The following is a 16,244-nucleotide window of genomic DNA, read 5'->3' on the forward strand; positions in this document are numbered from 1 at the left end:
CCAATCCATGGCGTTCTTCGACGGATGGACTGTGGATTTTTCGCGCCGCTCCCTGGCTGATCCTGCCGGCGCGACTGTTGGTCTGACGGCGGCCGAGTTCGCGTTGCTTGGCGTATTGCTTGATCATCCGCAAATCGTGCTCACGCGCGCGCGACTGATGGAGTTGGCAGGTGTGCGCGACGCGCCATCGTCCGATCGCAGCATCGACGTGCTGGTCAGCCGTTTGCGTCGAAAGCTGCAATCGGGCAACGAACCTGCCCCAATTGTTACCGTAAGACGTGCAGGCTATATGTTCAGCGCGGCGGTAGAGCGACGCTGACCCAATAAAACGACCGGAATTGCTGGTTTTTCGCAATGGCGATCACCCCGTAACGATTTTGCCATCCAGACATGTTTTTTAACAAAGCCGCTGCGACGCAGCAAAACCCGACTTCTACTGTCCGAGACTGAGCCGGTGCCCCCTGACCGGCATAGCAATAGAAGGATAGACCCCATGAACGAGCTTCTAGGCCGCGTCTTCAGCTTCGAAAAGCATGTGTTTCCCAATGAAAGCGCGCTTTACAATCGGCTGGCCAGCGATGGGCAGAGCCCCAAGGCGCTGATGATCTCCTGCGCCGACTCGCGGATCGTGCCCGAACATATCATGCAGGCACAGCCGGGCGATCTGTTCGTCTGCCGCAATGCTGGCAACATCGTGCCGCCGCATGCGACGCAGAATGGCGGCGTTACCTCCACCGTCGAATATGCGGTGATGGTGTTGGGCGTGCGTGACATCATCGTATGTGGCCACAGCGACTGCGGCGCTATGAAGGCGATGTCGACCAATGCTGACCTCTCCAAAATGCCCAACGTGGCGGCTTGGTTGCGTCATGCCCATGCCGCGCAGCAGGTTTGCAGCGAAAGCTATCCCGACACGCTGACCGACGCGGAAAAGTTGCGTAACATGGCGCTGGAAAATGTCGTCGTCCAGCTGGCCCATCTGCGCACCCATCCATCGGTCGCTTCGGGCATCGCGCGTGGCGATATTGCGCTGCACGGCTGGTATGTGGACATTCACGCCGGTCAGGTCTTGGGCCTCGACGGCGATACCGGCCGCTTCATGCCGCTCCGCGAGGATCAGCCCATGCCGATCGCGCTTCCCCACGCCCGCCGACTGGCTGGCGATGGCGAATATGCCCTGGCGGCGGAGTAAATCATGCTGAAAGCCTTTTCCGGCGGCACCTTCGGCCGCGACTTCACGGCGTCGATCGTCGTCTTTCTGGTGGCGATGCCGCTCTGCATGGGCATTGCCATTGCCTCCGGCGTTCCGCCGGAAAAGGGTCTGATTACCGGCATTATCGGCGGCATCGTCGTCGGCCTGCTGGCGGGTTCTCCGCTGCAGGTCAGCGGGCCTGCCGCTGGTCTTGCGGTCATCGTCTTTGAAATCGTGCGTGAACAGGGTCTCTCCGCACTGGGGCCGATCCTGATTCTGGCAGGTGCCATACAGGTGGTCGCGGGCTTGATGCGCGTCGGCGGCTGGTTTCGCGCGATTTCGCCGGCCGTTGTCCATGGCATGCTGGCTGGCATCGGCGTGTTGATCGTCGTTGGCCAATTCCATGTGTTATTCGATGACACGCCCCTGTCGAGCGGTCTAGCCAATTTGCTGGCCATGCCTGCGCAGTTGCTCGGTCTCTCCACTGGCGACACGGTAACGGCCTTCACCGTCGGCCTGGTTACCATTGGCGGCATGCTCGGCTGGGAGAAGTTCCGCCCTGCGTCGCTGAAGCTCGTCCCCGGCGCACTGGTGGGCGTATTGCTCGCGACCCTGGTTGCCTTCTTCCTCGCCCTTCCCGTCGCGCGGGTCGTGGTGCCCGAATCGATCGTGGCGGCTGTGAGCCTGCCGGAAGCAGGGTTGTTCGCGACGATGATGGACCCTGCGGTCATCACGATCGCCATCGCCATTGCGTTCATTGCCAGCGCCGAAACATTGCTGTCGGCCGCCGCCGTCGACCGGATGCATGATGGCGTGCGTACCGATTACAACCGGGAACTGAGCGCCCAGGGCGTCGGCAACCTGCTGTGTGGCTTTGCCGGGGCATTGCCCATGACCGGCGTTATCGTTCGCAGCTCGGCCAATGTGCAGGCGGGCGCTAAGACCCGCATGTCGGCGGTTTTGCACGGCGTCTGGATTTTGGGCTTTGTCGCCTTGCTGCCTTGGCTGCTGCGCGAAATCCCGATGGCGGCTCTGGCTGGTATTCTGGTCGTGACCGGTGTGCGCCTCGTCAGCGTCGATCACGTCCGGCACCTGCTTCACCGTTACGGTCCGTTGCCCGCGATCGTCTGGGCGGCCACGCTGATCTGCGTGGTTACCATGGACCTGCTGACGGGTGTTCTGGTTGGCATCGGCCTTTCGATGCTGGAACTCATCCCCCATCTGAGCCGCCTGCGCCTCAAGCTGGAGGATGAAAGCCGGGGTGATGCGCATGAAGTGGCGCTGCGCGGCAGCGCGACCTTCCTTACGCTACCCAAATTGTCGGCAAAGCTCGATTCGCTGCCAAAGGGCGGTCTGGTCATCCTCAATGTCGAACGTCTGGGCCATATCGATCATACGACCGCAGAGATGGTCCGCGAATGGGTCGAACGTCGGCGCGGAAGCGGGCTTCCGGTGGAATTGTTCGGTGCGACCGGACGGATGCGCCAACTGGTCGCCTGATTTTTCAAAATATCGGGCGATACAGGGTGTCGCCGCGCCACTACCCCCGGCGCGGCGGCATTTTTTGATTTTGTGTCGGCGTGGCAAGGCATTGAACTGTGCCCGTTATGCAACAGCGATACGCGCCATCTCGCAGATGCGAGAAAAACCTGTTTGACTGTGGGGCTATTTGAATAGACAAGGGTTATCCACCGGCACTGAGAGCGCAAGCAACAGACTTTCGGGTTGAGTGGAAGCAGGACGGAACATTCTTTCGTAAAGGGGAATGTTCATGAAGTATAAAATCGCCTGTGCCGCCCTCGCGCTCATGTCTAGCGTACCGGCTTTTGCTCAGGAAGAGCCCACCAGCCCCGTCACCGTGACCGGCAGCGTAGCGCTCGTTTCCGATTATCGTTTCCGTGGCGTGTCGCAGAGCGACAAGGGCATGGCCGTGCAAGGCGGCATCACCGCTACGCATGAAAGCGGGGCCTATGCTGGCACCTGGGCATCCAATCTCGGCGGCTGGGGTCGTTTTGGTGGTTCCAACATGGAACTTGACCTGTTCGCAGGCTACGCCATCCCACTCGGCGGCGCGACGCTCGACGTCGGTCTGACCTGGTATATGTACCCTTCGGGCGCTGATACCACGGACTTCGCCGAACCCTATATCAAGCTGTCCAGCACGGTTGGTCCCGTAAAGGGCCTGGTCGGTGTCGCCTACGCGCCCAAGCAGGAAGCCCTGGGCAACGTTTGCAGTGACGCGGCATGCACCGTGTTCAACCCCGGTGACAAGGAAGACAATCTCTACGTCTGGGCCGATGTCAGCGGTTCGGTGCCCAATACCCCGGTTACGCTGAAGGCGCATCTGGGCTGGTCGGACGGTAACCCCGGCCTTGGCCCGAACGGCACCTCGATCGCGCCGACCGGCAAATATCTCGACTGGTTGGTTGGTGCTGACGTCGCCATTCCGGGCACGCCGCTGACGTTGGGCATCGCCTATGTCGATACCGACATTGCCCGTGTCGAGGAAAATTATCTGCGCCCGAACTTCATGGTTTCCGGCGACAGCAAGGATATAGGCAAGTCGATTGCCCGCAGCCAGGTCGTCTTCTCGATCTCGGCCGCATTCTAATATCGTAAGGAACGCCGGGGCCAGCAACTGGTCCCGGCGTTTTGGCATCTGCGTGGCTTCGCTTAACGCATGACAAATTGTTGCTAAGCCGCTGGCAAGCGTCCGGTGCGTCTGATCCGGTTGACCCCCGAAACGGTCGGCCCTATCCCATGGCCATGACATCACGCGCCTTGCAGCATTCATGACCGCTCCGTCGATCATCCTCGTCGAAGACGACCCGCCGCTTCGCACTCTGACCGCCCGTGCTTTGCAGGAGCATGGTTATGAAGTGCGTCCCGCTTCGTCTGGCCCGGAAATGTGGGTTGCGTTCGATGCTGGCCCTGTCGATCTCGTCGTGCTCGACGTCATGCTGCCCGGCACCAACGGCATCGACCTGTGCCGCCAGATCCGCCGCAAGAGCGATGTCCCCATCATTTTCATCAGCGCCAAGGGCAGCGAAACGGACAGGATTGTCGGCCTGGAATTGGGTGCGGATGATTATCTGCCCAAGCCATTCGGCACGCGCGAACTGATCGCCCGCATCAGGGCCATCCTGCGCCGGGTGGGACTTGAGCGTGGCCCGGACGAACATCGCGAGAATGAAGCGCGGTTCGACGGCTGGGTCGTGAATTTTCCGCGCCGCGAGTTGCGATCCCCGACCGGCGGGCTGGTCGATCTGACGGGCGCGGAATTCGATCTGCTTGGCAGTTTTCTGAGCCATCCACAGCGGGTCATCGCCCGCGAGCGCCTGATCGAACTGTCGCGGACCCGCATGGGTGACAGCAGCGATCGCAGCATCGACGTGCTGGTCAGTCGCCTGCGTCGCAAATTATCGACCGAGGATCGGGGCGCTCCGATCACGACCGTGCGCGGCGTAGGCTATATGTTCAATGCAGAGGTCAGCCGCGCTTGAGGTGGCACATGCACGGATCGCTGGGGCTGGTTGGCCGCCTCTTCGCGATCCTGCTCCTGACCTTGACGCTGGAATTTGCCGTCGGCACGCTGATCTACGAACGGGCAAGCCAGATATCGCTGCAGGATGACGAAGCACGGCGGCTGGCCGAACATCTAGTCATCGCCCGCAAATTATTGACCGAACAGCCGCCTGCTGAGCGACGTGCCATGGGCGTTCAACTGACCACCGATCGCTACGATGTTCATTGGTCGGCTGCATCGCCGCCGCCGCCGCCGCTGTCGCCCGAACTGGAACGGATGCGGCAGCAGATCATCGCGTGGGAGCCGACACTCGAACGCTCGCGCCTCTGGCTGCGGCTCACGTCGCCCAGCCGCCATTCGGAAATCAATGGCGGACTGCAACTGCCCGATGGCAGTTGGCTCTATTTCGGCATGCATCATGGCGGCGGCAAATGGGCCTTCACCATTGGCCGAATGGGCCTCGCCCTGATCCCGGTGCTGGCGCTGTTGGTGGCGGGATGGATATTGATTCGTCGCACATTGGCACCATTACGGGAGTTGACGCGAGCAACGGAGAAGATCGGCCTTGGTGCCGAAGTCATCCTGCCGGAAGCGGGAACCAGCGACGTGCGCGAACTGATCCGCGCGTTCAACGCCATGCAGACTCGCATCCATCGCCTGATCAACGAACGCACCGAGACATTGGCGGCGGTCGGCCATGACCTGCGCACCCCGCTTTCCCGGTTGCAGTTGCGGCTGGAAACGGTGCGGCAGGATGATGTCCGCGAAGCCATGGATGGCGATCTCGAAGAGATGGGGGCCATGATCGAATCGCTGCTCGATTTTCTGGGCGGGGAGAAGAATCCTGAGCCTCTGGTCCGGGCAGACCTGGCCGTCACGATCGCGACCGTGGTCGATGCGTTCCAGGATCATGGGCAGGATGTCGATTATAGCGGGCCGGACCATCTGGAGATGGAGATTCATGCGCTTTCGCTGCGCCGTGCCGTCCGCAACCTGATCGAAAATGCGCTCCATTATGGGCAGCGGGCGCGCGTCTCCCTGCTGCGGGTGGGGGACGAGGTGCTGATCCGCATCGACGATGATGGTCCCGGCATACCGCGCGATCAGATCGGCGAAGTGCTCAAGCCTTTCGCCCGGCTCGATACCGCGCGGCAGCGTAACACGCGCGGTCTGGGGCTGGGGCTGGCGATCGTGCAGAAAGCGGTGGAACTGGAACGCGCGCAGTTGACGCTGATCAATCGCCCCGAAGGCGGACTGCGGGCAGAAATCTGCCTGCAGCGGCCCAAGAACGTGCGGCGCTAACTCCGCTTATTTTCCCGCGCAGCTATCTCCCTCGCCCGCGATCAGATCCAGGCAGCGCCCATCGATCTGATCCTGCGCGATCGGCAGGCCGATCAGCGCGGCCAGACTGGGCATGATGTCCACCGTCTCGACGCCCAATGGCTGTTCGAAGCCGCGCATGTCCTTGCGCCAGAACAGGATCGGTACGCGACGGTCACTATCCCATGGGCTGCCATGCGTGGCGACTGAACCCATTACCGCCTGTTCGGGGATCGACATGACCCGCGACTTGAGCAGCAGGAGCAGGTCGCCCGACCGCGTCGGATCGAAGCTGGCACGCGCCTTCTGGATCAGGGTCCAGTTTTCGGGGGGGGCAACAGGAGAGGGGGTGGCGGCGATCTCGGCCTTGGTTAAGGCGGCGGCGACCTGCGGATGGGCACGAAGCAGCGCCAGCGTGGCAGCCTCCACCTTCGCGCGCTGGGCGGACGTCAGCCCTTTGTTGAAATAGAGGTCACCCGATGGGCCATCGCCCCAGATCAGGGTCTTGCCCGCAAGGCCGGTGCGCTGCGCTATGGCCGCGTTCAGCGCCTTGGGCGTGAGCGCGGTGTCGACGCGGCTTTCCATCGGCATGGCGTTCAGGCGATGCCGTTCGGGCAAGTCATGCCCGCCATGATCCGCGGTCAGCACCACGACATAATCGATGCCGTCCTTGTCGAGCCGGTCGAAAAAGGCACCCAGTTCCCGGTCCAGACGATCGACTTGGATGCAGCTTTCGGTCCCTTCGGTGCCGTAGCTATGACCGATATAGTCGGTGGCGGACAGGCCGATGGAGATGATGTCGGTCTGCGCCTGCTGACCCAGCGCCATCGTTTCGACGGCGGCCGCCGCGAATGCGAGCGTCATGGCATCCTGTTCAGGCGAGATGCGGAAGCCCTTATAATCGCCCGCAGCACGCGCGAAGCGGCCCGTGCCCACGGTGCGGTCGCCCGCGCGCACAGCAAAATCCTTGGCCACGCATTGGGCGGGCAGATCGAAGCCGGGATTGGGCTGCGCCAGTTGCCGGGCCATCGCCTCATTCACCTTGGCGACCAGCGGCGGGGTAGCTACACCCTTGTAGCTGACATAGCCCTGAGGCCCTCCCAGCCACCAGACCTGGTCTGCGGTCGGCCCGCCCATCATGATCGCGGCGCGATCCTTGCCTGAAATCGACACCACGCGGGTCGCAGGATTGGCCGCTTTCATGCGTCCGCCCAATGTCGGTACTTTGAGATGGACGGGCGACGCGACATAGGCGTCGCTGCTGCTGTCCGGCTGGGTTTCGTCCTCGGCGCAGTAGACCGCTTTGTCGGGGCGCGCGGCGTTCAGGTCGAACCAGCTATTGGCGATGATGCCCGTGCGCGACGGACGGCTGCCGGTCAGGATGGTGCTGTGGCCGGGGCAGGTTTCCGTCGCGGCATGGCTTTGAAAGCCGTTCGGAAAGACCGCGCCCTGGGTCAGTCGCTTGAGACCGCCGCTATAATATTGGCGATATTCGCTGAACAAGTCGGCGGAAAATTGATCGACGCTGATTGCGACGATCAGCTTCGGCGGAGCGGCGGTTGTAGCCGGGGCAGGCGTCTGCGCCGCAATCGGCAGGGCGGTGGCCAGCAGCAGGGCGGCGGCGACATGTTTCAACATTTCCTGTACCTTCTCCAGCCTTGACGGCGAACGCCCCCGGACCTAGCCCGCTCTCACCCACTCGACCAGAGGCCCGATGCGGATTTTTCATGGCATATTGATGACGTTGGCGTTGCTGTTCGCCGCGCCCGCTGCGCTGGCCCAGGGCGCGTTCGGGGGCGGGGCACCGCATATCGCCGCGCGGCTGGTGGCCGAAAGCGCCGCGCCGCAGCCGGGCAAGGGCACGACCATCGCCTTTGCCATGACGCCTGAAGCAGGATGGCACGGCTATTGGGAAAATCCGGGCGATGCAGGCCTTGGGATGAGCGTCGAATGGACGCTCCCGAAAGGCGTCAGCGTTGGCGCGTTGCGCTATCCCGTCCCTGAAACGCTGCTGATCTCCGGCCTGATGAACCATGTGTATGAAGGCCCCCATGGCCTATTGGCGAACCTGACCGTCGCGCCCGACGTGGCACCGGGCACCCGTTTGCCGGTCCGGGTGAAGGCGCAATGGTTGGCTTGCACCGACAAAGTGTGCGTGCCTGAACGCGGGGAAATGGCGCTCGACTTGGTGGCGGGTGAGGGGCAGGCCAGCGCCGCTGATCGCGCCCGGTTCGATGCCTGGCGCACGCATCTCCCCCGGCCGTTGGGCAGTATGGCGACTTATGCCATAGCCGACGGCAAGCTGCGCCTGTCAGTGCCCTTTCCGGCGGATGCAGAGGCGCGCGATATTCATCTCTTTCCGCTGGCAGAGGGCCTCACCCGCTATGCCGCGCCGCAAAGCATCACCCGCGATGGCGATCGTCTGCTGATCGAGACGGATGCGGGCGAAAGCGGCTTGGGTGGCAACGTCCAAGCGGTGTTGCGAACCGGCGATCATGTCGGTTTCCTGCTGACAGCGCAGCCGGGCGCGGTTGCCGCATCGTCGGGCGGGGGGCAGGCGGTGGCGATCCTGGCCGCGCTCGGTGGCGCCTTGCTTGGCGGCTTGCTGCTCAACATCATGCCCTGCGTCTTTCCGATCCTGGGCCTCAAGGTCATGAAACTGGCCAAGGCCGGAGGCGACGAGCGCGTGGTGCGGCATGAGGCGCTCGCTTACACTGCGGGTGTGATCGCGACCTGTCTTGCTCTGGGCGGAGCTTTGCTCGCCTTGCGTGCAGCGGGAACAGCGGCGGGCTGGGCGTTCCAGTTGCAGGATCCGCGTATCATCCTCGGCCTGTTGTTGCTGGTAACGCTCATCGCCTTCAATCTGGCCGGCCTGTTCGATTTTCGTGCGATTGGCGGCGGTGATCGATTGGCGGGGAAGGGCGGCTTGGCCGGGTCGTTCTGGACCGGCGCGCTGGTCGCTTTCGTCGCGACTCCCTGCACGGGGCCGTTCATGGCGGCTGCCATGGGCGCCGCGCTGCTGCTGCCGCTGGTCGCTGCGCTGGCAGTGTTCGCCGGCTTGGGGCTAGGGCTGGCGCTGCCCTTCCTGCTGCTCGCCTATGTCCCCGCTTTGCGGCGGCGTTTGCCTAAGCCCGGCGCGTGGATGGGCCGCCTTCAGAAAATTCTCGCTATCCCGATGTTCCTGACCGCGCTCGGCCTTGCCTGGCTATTGGGGCAGCAGCGCGGCGTTTCGGGCATGACGATCGGTCTGGCGGCAGCGCTCCTGCTGGCGCTTCTGCTCTGGTGGCTGGGCATGCGGCAGCGCGCAGGTCGGGGGGGCGGACTGATTGCTGCGTTGCTTGGTGTGGTGTTGCTGGCCGCAGCAGCGGTGACATTGCCGACGCAAGCCCCCGCGGAAACAGCAAGCGCCAATCAGGTCGCGTTCGACGAGGCGCAGCTGGCCAGTCTGCGCGCGGCGAACAAGCCCGTTTTCCTCTATTTCACCGCCGACTGGTGCCTGACCTGCAAGGCCAATGAAGCCGCCGCCATCGACCGTGCCGAAACGCGCGCGCGTTTCGAACAAGGCGGTGTAACCGTCATGGTTGGCGACTGGACCAATGCCGACCCCGCCATCACCCGCTTCTTGGAAGCGCAGGGCCGTTCGGGCGTGCCGCTCTACCTCTGGTATGCGCCGGGTAAGGAGGCGCAGACCTTGCCGCAATTGCTGAGCGTAGCGACGCTGACCGGACTGGTACGCTGATGGCCAAGATACGCGCCGATCAGTTGCTCGTCGATCTGGGCCTGGCGGAAAGCCGCGCCCGCGCGCAGGCGTTGATCCTGGCAGGCCATGTCTTCCTCGGCGATCGCAAGGTGGAGAAAGCCGGTCAGCAAGTCGCGCCGGACGCTGCGATCGACGTGCGCGGCCGCGACCATCCCTGGGTCTCGCGCGGGGGCATCAAGCTTGCCCACGCGCTCGATACATTCGCTATCGACGTGACCGGCCAAGTTGCGATCGACGTGGGCAGTTCGACCGGCGGCTTTACCGACGTGCTGCTGACCAATGGCGCGGCCAAGATCTATGCGGTCGATAGCGGCACCAATCAGCTCGCCTGGAAATTGCGCTCGGACGATCGGGTGATCGTCCACGAACAGACCAGTGCGCGCATATTGACGGAAACGCACATCCCGGAGCCGGTCGATTGTATCGTCTGCGACGCGAGTTTCATCGCTCTGTCCAAGGTGCTGGAACGCCCGTTGACATTCGCCCGGCCTGGCGCGTCCCTGGTAGCGTTGATAAAACCGCAGTTCGAAGCGGGCCGTGGCGAAGTCGGCAAGGGCGGGGTCGTGCGCGATATCGCAATCCACGATCGGGTTTGCGCGGAGGTCCGGGCATGGATCGATGCGCAGGGGTGGACCGTTATCGGCCTGACACAAAGTCCGATTACGGGTCCACAGGGCAATGTCGAATTTCTCATCTACGCCCGGCTTGGTGGATAAACGCCCCATGTTCGTTTCTCGCCAGTAAGTTCATCCAGCGGCAAAAGGTCATGTTGTGCCGCTTGCAAAGGCCCGTTAGCCCCCTCCTATGCGATTTCCCCATCTCCTCGCCTTTACAGCGCTTTGCCTTGCCGGTTGCGGCAGTGAAAAGGCGCAGCAACCGCGCGCCGTTCCGCTGGTGGAGGCGGCACCGGTTGCCACCGCAACCTTTACCGACCGCCTGGAAGCGGTCGGCACGGCCCTTGCCAACGAGCAGGTGGTTTTGTCCGCGCCGGTGACGGAGCGGATCACATCGATCAATTTCGCTGATGGTGCTTATGTCAAAAAGGGTCAGGTGATCGCGACGCTCGCCGTTGGGCAGGAAAAGGCCGAGCTTGCGGCCGCCGAGGCGCAGGCCTTGCAGGCCCGCCAGCAATTGGAGCGGGTCCAGTCACTCAAGACGCGCGGCTTTGCTACGGCTTCGTCGCTCGATCAGCAACTCGCGCTGGCCAACGCAGCGCGCGCCAGTGCTGATCAGGCGCGCGCGTCTATCGGTGACCGAGTGATCCGGGCGCCCTTTGCGGGATGGGCCAGTTTGCGGATTGTCTCGCCCGGTGCGATCGTGTCCGCTGGCACCGCCATCGCGACGGTCAGCGACGTGTCACGCATCAAGCTTGACTTCACCATCCCGGAGACACGGCTATCGTCGATCCAGGCCGGTCAGTCGATCAAGGCGATCTCCGCCGCCTGGCCCGACCGGCCCTATACTGGCACGATCGCGACGATCGATCCGGTGATCGACCCCGCCACGCGGGCAGTGCGGGTCCGGGCGATCTTGCCAAACCCTGACCGGACGCTGAAACCCGGCATGTTGCTGACCGTCAGCGTCGCATCGCGCCAGCGCCAGTCACTGGCCTTGCCCGAACTGGCGATCGTCGGTGATGGCGAAGACCGGTTCGTGTTCCTGCTCGAAGGTCGCAAGGTGAAGCGGGTCAAGGTCGATACCGGCATTCGCCAGGATGGACAGGTCGAGATATTGGGCGGCCTGAAGGCGGGGCAGCAGGTCGTGACCGAGGGTGTGGTGAAACTGAGCGATGGCGCGACGGTGCGCCTGGCGGGTGACAAGCCAGCGCCTTCGCGCAAGCCTGCGGGCTAGAGCAGTCATGCAACTGTCCGATCTCTCCGTCCGCCGCCCGGTCTTCGCGGCTGTTATCGCCATCTTGCTCTGCATCGTCGGCGTGGTTGGCTATTTGAGCCTGTCGGTGCGGGAATATCCCGATACGGACCCGCCGATCGTCTCGGTGGAAACAGGATATACCGGCGCCGCCGCGTCGGTCGTCGAAACCCGTATCACCCAGTTGATCGAGGATGCGGTCGCGGGTGTGCAGGGCATCAGGACGATCACCTCCCGGTCGCAGGACGGCACGTCCGACATCAGCATCGAGTTCGATCCGTCACGCGATATCGACACGGCGGCTAATGATGTGCGCGACCGTGTCGGTTCCGTGGTGGAGGACTTGCCCGAAGACGCGTTGGCTCCTGAAATTCGCAAGGTCGATGCGGATGCGCGGCCGATCCTGTTTCTGGCCTTCTCCCGCCCCGGTTGGACCTCGATTCAACTCAGCGACTATATCGACCGCAACGTTGCGGACCGCTTCTCTGCCATCGATGGCGTGGCGCGGGTTACCATTGGTGGCGAGGCGCGGCCTTCGACCCGTGTGTGGATGAATGCCGAGCGGCTGGCTGCCTTTGGTCTGACGCCAGCCGACGTGGAAAACGCCCTGCGTGCGCAGAATGTCGAATTACCCGCCGGTCGCTTTGAATCGAAGGATCAGAATCAGACGCTGCGCGTCGAACGGGCGTTTGCTACGACCGCGCAGTTCGCCAGCTTGGTCGTCGGCCGTGGTGCCGACGGATACCAGGTCAAGCTGGGCGACGTCGCGCGGATCGAGGAGGCGGCGGAAAATCCCTATAACAGCTTCCGATCCAACGCCGGGACGGCCGTGGGATTGGGCATCGTGCGCCAGTCGGGTGCCAATACGCTGGACGTCGCCGACAAGGCGAAGGCTTTGGCAGAGGAATTGCGACCAACCCTGCCCGAAGGCATGCGCGTTGCCGTCGGGTCCGACGAGTCCCTCTTCATCAGCCGTGCCATTGCCAACGTCTACGACACGCTGATCGAGGCGGCGCTGCTCGTCATTCTCGTCATCTTCCTGTTTCTGGGCTCGGTGCGCGCTACCATCATCCCGGCCATTACCGTGCCGATCTGTCTGTTGGCGACCTGTGCTGTCATGTGGTTGGCGGGCCTGTCGATCAACCTGCTGACATTGCTGGCGTTCGTGTTGGCCATTGGCCTCGTCGTGGATGACGCCATCGTCGTGCTTGAGAATGTCTATCACCGCATCGAACAGGGCGAAGACCCGCTTCTTGCGTCCTATCTTGGTACGCGGCAGGTGGGTTTCGCCATCATCTCGACCACTTTGGTCGTGTGTGCGGTGTTCGTGCCGGTGATGTTCCTCGCCGGACAGACGGGGTTGCTGTTCCGTGAACTGGCTATCGCGATGGTCGCGGCCATTGCTTTTTCGGGCTTCATTTCCCTCAGCCTTGCACCCATGCTCTGCTCCAAATTGCTCAACAATGCGGAGCGCGGGCGTTTGGCGCGCTGGGTCGATGCACGGTTTCAGAGGATCGAAGGCGGCTATCGCAAGTGGCTGGATCGGGTGCTCAACAAGCCCCTGATCCCACTCATCGGGGTCGGCCTTTTCCTCGCCATCGCAGGCGGTTTGTTCACCCTGTTGCCCAACGAATTGGCACCGGCCGAAGATACAGGTGTCGTCGACAGCCAGATCAGCGCGCCCGAAGGCACCGGCTATGCCCGGATGCTGACCTATATGCGCAAGATCGAGGATGAACTCTCGCCGTTGCGCAAGGATGGCACGCTTCAAAATCTGATTATCCGCACGCCAAGCGGCTTTGGTACGACCGACGACTTCAACGGCGGCAATGTCATCGCCTTCCTCCGACCTTGGGAGGATCGCACGATCACAACGGCGGAAGTCGCGACCATCATCAACAATGTCATCGCCAACCAGCCAGGCGTGCGCGGCAATGCCGCACCGCGCTCTGGCTTGGGACGCGGGCGCGGCCTGCCGGTCAATATCGTGCTTGCAGGCTCTACCTACGAAGGCCTGGTCGCGGCACGCGATCGCATCACCGCGGCCGCCGCCAACTATCCGGGTTTGATCAACCTCGACAGCGACTATAAGGAAACCAAACCGCAAATGCGGATCGACGTCGATCAGCAGCGCGCCGGCGATCTGGGCGTGTCGGTTAACGATGTCAGCCAAGCGCTGCAAAGCCTGCTCGGCTCCCGCCGCGTGACTACCTATGTCGATCGGGGCGAGGAATATCGTGTCATCGTGCAAGCCGAAGACGAAGGGCGGCAAACCCTCGCCGATCTGGAACGGATCAATGTCCGCACCCGCACCGGGGCGCTGGTGCCACTGTCGTCCGTCGTGACCGTGCGTGAAGTCGCAGGGCCACGTCAGCTTAACCGGTTCAACAAGCTCCGCGCGATCACTTTGACCGCGGCCCTTGCACCGGGAACCTCGCTTGGGGACGCGCTCACATTTCTGGAGAATGAAGCACGGCAAGCGCCCGAAGTGCTGGCCATCGGCTATCGCGGCGAAAGCCAGTCGTTGCGGGAAACCGGCGGATCGATCTGGTTGATTTTCGGCCTCACCATCCTCGTCGTCTTTCTGCTACTCGCCGCGCAATTTGAGAGCTTCATCCATCCCGGTGTCATCATCGCCACAGTGCCGCTCGCCGTGGCGGGCGGCGTGATTGGGCTGATCATCACTGGGGGCACGATCAATCTCTACAGCCAGATCGGTATCGTCATGCTCGTGGGGCTGGCAGCCAAGAACGGCATTCTGATCGTCGAGTTCGCCAACCAGTTGCGCGACGAAGGCATGGAGGTGGGGCAGGCCATTCGCGAGGCCGCGACCCGCCGCCTGCGTCCCATCCTCATGACCTCGATCGCGACGGTCATCGGCGCAGTGCCGCTGGTCATCCGCGGCGGGGCGGGAGCGGCGGCGCGCCAGTCGATCGGTGTGGTCATCGTATCGGGCGTCAGCTTGGCGACACTGATCACATTATTCCTCATCCCCATCTTCTATTCGCGCGTTGCCAAGCGCACGGTTTCCCCGCAAACCGTCGGCCGAAAGCTGGATTCGGCGCTGAAGGACGCGCCTGAACCGGCGGAATGAGGGTTATGGAGAAGCGTTGCCGATGAACGAGATCGCGTCCCCCGGCCAGTTGCGCCTCGCTTATCTGCGTTGGTCCCTGCTTACCGTTCCGGCCATTGTACTGTTAGGCTTCCTGTCGGGACGGCTGGCCAATAGCGGCTATGGCAATCGTTGGTTCGATGCGTTGGAAAAGCCCGCATTGATGCCGCCCGGCTGGCTGTTCGGTGTCGCCTGGACCATTCTCTACATATTGATGGGTCTTGCGCTGGCCATCGTTCTGCATGCGCGCGGCGCGAAGGGGCGGGGGCCAGCCATTGTCCTGTTCCTGGTGCAGCTGCTCATGAACCTTGCTTGGTCGCCTTTATTCTTTCGCGCGCATCAGGTCGGCAGCGCGCTGATGTTGATATTGGCGCTGATCGTCGTTGTCGCGATAACCATATGGCTGTTTACCCGGATACGCCGTGTCGCCGGTTTGCTGCTGCTCCCCTATCTGGCGTGGCTCGCTTTTGCTTCCTTCCTCAATTATGAGATCGGACGGCTCAATCCCGATGCTGAGACCCTTGTTGCACCGGCGCTTAGCACCCAGATATGATTTTTGGCGCGGGTTTCATCGCGTCGCCGCAAAGGACAAGAGCAATGCAGAGCGAAAGCCGCTTTTTCGATGATCTGGCCAAGCTGGTGAACGGTGCCGCCGGTACTGTTGCGGGCATGAGCCGCGAGTTCGAGGCCAATGCCCGTGAAAAGGCCAAGGAATGGATTGGCGGCATGGAGTTCGTGTCGCGCGAGGAATTTGATGCGGTGAAAGCCATGGCTGCCGCCGCGCGGGAAGAGGTTGAATTGCTCAAGGCCCGCCTCGACGCGCTGGAGGGGCGGACGTCCGAACCCGTCACCAAGACGGTCAAGGCGAGCAAGCCAAAGGGAAGCGACGCACTCTGATCCTGTCTGTCCTTTCGCCTTATCCGGTGATAAGGCGCGGCGATGATGGATAGTGACGAGTTTGAACATGGCGGTCAGGAGGCCGCTCCGATCGATATGCTGGCGGCCTTTTACGAGGCGCATGGCTGGAGCTACGAGCAGGTTGGCGAGGATGAGATCGTCGCCAACACGCAAGGGTCTTGGGCGCAATATGAATTGCGCGGCATTTGGCGCGATGAAGACCAGGTGTTGCAGCTATTGGCCATGCCCGACATCCGCGTCACCGATGAGAAGCGCAGCGTCATTTACGAAACGCTGGGGCTGATCAACGAACAGCTTTGGCTCGGTCATTTTGAACTTTGGTCCTCCAGCGGCATCATTCTGTTCCGTCATGGGGCGCTGCTGGGCGCAGGCGGCACGCTGACGCTCGACCAGGCGCAACTGCTGGTCGAAACGGCGATCGACGAATGCGAACGCTTCTATCCCGTGTTCCAGTTCGTATTGTGGGGCGGCAAATCCCCGTCGGAAGCGATTTCCGCCAGTTTGATCGAAACGCGCGGCGAAGCCTGAGCCGATGACGATCTGGCCC

The 16,244-nt window shown here is 62.6% G+C and carries 14 protein-coding genes; 13 read left to right on the forward strand and 1 reads right to left on the reverse strand.

Annotation, left to right across the window (positions count from 1 at the left end):
- The 6 genes from IL54_RS23225 to IL54_RS17385 form a co-directional block, all read left to right on the forward strand.
- Nucleotides 1-319, forward strand: a 319-nt coding sequence (locus IL54_RS23225) for a winged helix-turn-helix domain-containing protein (protein WP_162182251.1), incomplete at its 5' end; no start/stop codon positions are given.
- A gap of 174 nt (nucleotides 320-493) precedes the next feature.
- Nucleotides 494-1,192: a carbonic anhydrase gene (locus IL54_RS17365; protein WP_037477288.1), complete on the forward strand. Its 699-nt coding sequence runs from the start codon at nucleotides 494-496 to the stop codon at nucleotides 1,190-1,192.
- Between the two features lie 3 nt (nucleotides 1,193-1,195).
- Nucleotides 1,196-2,692 (forward strand): SulP family inorganic anion transporter, encoded by a 1,497-nt coding sequence (locus IL54_RS17370; protein ID WP_037477290.1) that lies wholly within the window; start codon nucleotides 1,196-1,198, stop codon nucleotides 2,690-2,692.
- A 265-nt stretch (nucleotides 2,693-2,957) separates the two neighbouring features.
- Nucleotides 2,958-3,803 (forward strand): TorF family putative porin, encoded by an 846-nt coding sequence (locus IL54_RS17375; protein ID WP_037477293.1) that lies wholly within the window; start codon nucleotides 2,958-2,960, stop codon nucleotides 3,801-3,803.
- Between the two features lie 181 nt (nucleotides 3,804-3,984).
- Nucleotides 3,985-4,695 (forward strand): response regulator, encoded by a 711-nt coding sequence (locus IL54_RS17380; protein ID WP_037477295.1) that lies wholly within the window; start codon nucleotides 3,985-3,987, stop codon nucleotides 4,693-4,695.
- An 8-nt stretch (nucleotides 4,696-4,703) separates the two neighbouring features.
- Entirely contained in the window at nucleotides 4,704-6,020 is a 1,317-nt protein-coding gene (locus tag IL54_RS17385) for an ATP-binding protein (RefSeq protein ID WP_037477296.1), read from the forward strand.
- Nucleotides 6,021-6,026: 6 nt separating this feature from the next.
- Here the strand turns inward: IL54_RS17385 and IL54_RS17390 are convergent, their stop codons facing one another.
- Complete coding sequence (locus IL54_RS17390; protein ID WP_037477298.1) at nucleotides 6,027-7,676, reverse strand: alkaline phosphatase family protein; 1,650 nt, start codon at nucleotides 7,674-7,676, stop codon at nucleotides 6,027-6,029.
- A 76-nt stretch (nucleotides 7,677-7,752) separates the two neighbouring features.
- Between IL54_RS17390 and IL54_RS17395 the strand changes: the two genes are divergently transcribed.
- From IL54_RS17395 to IL54_RS17425, 7 genes are all read left to right on the forward strand, one after another.
- Nucleotides 7,753-9,777 (forward strand): protein-disulfide reductase DsbD family protein, encoded by a 2,025-nt coding sequence (locus tag IL54_RS17395; protein WP_037477300.1) that lies wholly within the window; start codon nucleotides 7,753-7,755, stop codon nucleotides 9,775-9,777.
- Nucleotides 9,777-10,514 carry a TlyA family RNA methyltransferase gene (locus tag IL54_RS17400; protein ID WP_037477302.1) on the forward strand — a complete coding sequence of 246 codons (738 nt, stop codon included), beginning with the start codon at nucleotides 9,777-9,779 and terminating at the stop codon, nucleotides 10,512-10,514. Before IL54_RS17395 ends, IL54_RS17400 begins: the two co-directional genes overlap by 1 nt.
- Nucleotides 10,515-10,602: 88 nt before the next feature.
- Entirely contained in the window at nucleotides 10,603-11,649 is a 1,047-nt protein-coding gene (locus IL54_RS17405) for an efflux RND transporter periplasmic adaptor subunit (protein ID WP_037477304.1), read from the forward strand.
- 7 nt (nucleotides 11,650-11,656) lie between these two features.
- Nucleotides 11,657-14,761, forward strand: a complete 3,105-nt coding sequence (locus tag IL54_RS17410) for an efflux RND transporter permease subunit (RefSeq protein WP_037477306.1) — start codon at nucleotides 11,657-11,659, stop codon at nucleotides 14,759-14,761.
- Nucleotides 14,762-14,783: 22 nt separating this feature from the next.
- Nucleotides 14,784-15,332: a TspO/MBR family protein gene (locus IL54_RS17415; RefSeq protein WP_037477308.1), complete on the forward strand. Its 549-nt coding sequence runs from the start codon at nucleotides 14,784-14,786 to the stop codon at nucleotides 15,330-15,332.
- A 44-nt stretch (nucleotides 15,333-15,376) separates the two neighbouring features.
- Nucleotides 15,377-15,676, forward strand: coding sequence for an accessory factor UbiK family protein (locus IL54_RS17420; protein WP_037477310.1), 300 nt, complete (start codon nucleotides 15,377-15,379; stop codon nucleotides 15,674-15,676).
- A gap of 42 nt (nucleotides 15,677-15,718) precedes the next feature.
- The gene (locus tag IL54_RS17425) at nucleotides 15,719-16,225 is read left to right on the forward strand and encodes a YbjN domain-containing protein (protein WP_037477312.1); all 507 of its coding nucleotides are present in this window, start codon (nucleotides 15,719-15,721) and stop codon (nucleotides 16,223-16,225) included.
- The last annotated feature ends 19 nt before the right edge of the window (nucleotides 16,226-16,244 follow it).

Origin of the sequence: Sphingobium sp. ba1, assembly GCF_000743655.1 — a bacterium.
Lineage (GTDB): Bacteria > Pseudomonadota > Alphaproteobacteria > Sphingomonadales > Sphingomonadaceae > Sphingobium.

Coding starts and splice junctions, on each gene's coding strand:
- IL54_RS17380 (WP_037477295.1), top strand. CDS start 3,985: ATGACCGCTCCGTCGATCATCCTCGTCGAAGACGACCCGCCGCTTCGC.
- IL54_RS17395 (WP_037477300.1), top strand. CDS start 7,753: ATGCGGATTTTTCATGGCATATTGATGACGTTGGCGTTGCTGTTCGCC.
- IL54_RS17375 (WP_037477293.1), top strand. CDS start 2,958: ATGTTCATGAAGTATAAAATCGCCTGTGCCGCCCTCGCGCTCATGTCT.
- IL54_RS17365 (WP_037477288.1), top strand. CDS start 494: ATGAACGAGCTTCTAGGCCGCGTCTTCAGCTTCGAAAAGCATGTGTTT.
- IL54_RS17370 (WP_037477290.1), top strand. CDS start 1,196: ATGCTGAAAGCCTTTTCCGGCGGCACCTTCGGCCGCGACTTCACGGCG.
- IL54_RS17415 (WP_037477308.1), top strand. CDS start 14,784: ATGAACGAGATCGCGTCCCCCGGCCAGTTGCGCCTCGCTTATCTGCGT.
- IL54_RS17405 (WP_037477304.1), top strand. CDS start 10,603: ATGCGATTTCCCCATCTCCTCGCCTTTACAGCGCTTTGCCTTGCCGGT.
- IL54_RS17425 (WP_037477312.1), top strand. CDS start 15,719: ATGATGGATAGTGACGAGTTTGAACATGGCGGTCAGGAGGCCGCTCCG.
- IL54_RS17400 (WP_037477302.1), top strand. CDS start 9,777: ATGGCCAAGATACGCGCCGATCAGTTGCTCGTCGATCTGGGCCTGGCG.
- IL54_RS17420 (WP_037477310.1), top strand. CDS start 15,377: ATGCAGAGCGAAAGCCGCTTTTTCGATGATCTGGCCAAGCTGGTGAAC.
- IL54_RS17385 (WP_037477296.1), top strand. CDS start 4,704: ATGCACGGATCGCTGGGGCTGGTTGGCCGCCTCTTCGCGATCCTGCTC.
- IL54_RS17410 (WP_037477306.1), top strand. CDS start 11,657: ATGCAACTGTCCGATCTCTCCGTCCGCCGCCCGGTCTTCGCGGCTGTT.
- IL54_RS17390 (WP_037477298.1), bottom strand. CDS start 7,676: ATGTTGAAACATGTCGCCGCCGCCCTGCTGCTGGCCACCGCCCTGCCG.